This is a genomic window from Pseudomonas sp. RA_15y_Pfl2_54 (assembly GCF_963971015.1).
GTDB lineage: Bacteria > Pseudomonadota > Gammaproteobacteria > Pseudomonadales > Pseudomonadaceae > Aquipseudomonas > Aquipseudomonas baetica_A.
In genome coordinates, this window is record NZ_CAXAPN010000089.1 from 1 (window position 1) to 1,116 (window position 1,116).

Sequence of the window (1,116 nt, forward strand, 5' to 3'; positions counted from 1 at the left end):
ACCGCAAAATCACCTGGACCCACGAAGTATCCGGTACTTCGGGTTCCGATGACTGGCGTGCTCCAGTCGTTTAATTACGGCTGATCGTTACAAGCATCGGCCAGCTCTGCTGGTCGATGTTGTTTACCCCCCTCCAGAATTTCGCGTACGTTGACCCGCTTTTGCGGCCGTCGACGAGCGCCGCTGTACAGCACGAGGAACAAGGGATGTTCGCGCCGGCCAATGAAACCCACTTTGCCCTGACCATCGAAGGGCTTTCCGCCGATTTTCAGGTGTTTACCCTCACCGGCCGGGAAGCCATCAGCCAGCCCTTTGTCTTCGAGGTGGAGCTGGTCAGTGAAAAACCGTCGCTGGACCTCGAGACCCTCCTGCACAAACCGGCCTTCCTGCAACTGTCGCCCGACGGCAGCGGCATACACGGCCAGATCTACCGCGCCGCCCAGGGTGATTCCGGCAAACGCCTGACCCGTTATTCGGTGACCCTGCGCCCGCAACTGTCGTACCTGGCGCACCGCGTCAACCAGCGCATCTTCCAGAACCTCAGCGTGCCGAAGATCATCGGTCAAGTGCTGGAAGAGCACGGCATCCAGAGCAACGCCTACGATTTCCAGACCCACTCGATTTACCCCGAGCGCCTCTACTGCGTGCAATACGACGAGTCGGACCTGCATTTCATCCAGCGCCTGTGCGAAGAAGAAGGCATTCACTACCACTTCCAGCACAGCGCCACGGCGCACAAGCTTGTTTTCGGCGATGACCAAACGGTGTTCCCGAAACTTGCGCCTGTGGCCTATCAGCAAGACTCCGGCATGGTCGCCAGCAACCCGGTGATCAAGCGCTTCGACCTGCGCCTGGAAACCCGCACCAGCCGCACCACCCGCCGCGATTACGACTTCGAAAAACCACGCCTGACCCTCGAAAGCGAAAACCGTGGCGATGCCCTGCCCGACCTCGAAGACTACGATTACCCGGGCCGTTTCGTTGATCGCGAGCGCGGCAAACACCTGGCCAAACGCGCCCTCGAACGCCACCGCAGCGACTTCCAACTGGCTGAAGGCAAGAGCGATCAGCCGCTGCTGGTCAGCGGCCATTTTCTGGCCCTGACCGAGCACCCAA

1 protein-coding gene and 1 pseudogene are annotated in these 1,116 nt (G+C 60.2%); both read left to right on the forward strand.

All coding sequences use genetic code 11. The annotated features are described in order from the left end of the window. A pseudogene (locus AACY50_RS28595) lies at positions 1-74 on the forward strand (Hcp family type VI secretion system effector); the annotation flags it as partial. A gap of 132 nt (positions 75-206) precedes the next feature. Then, positions 207-1,116, forward strand: a 910-nt coding sequence (gene tssI / locus AACY50_RS28600) for a type VI secretion system tip protein TssI/VgrG (protein ID WP_339539934.1), incomplete at its 3' end; no start/stop codon positions are given.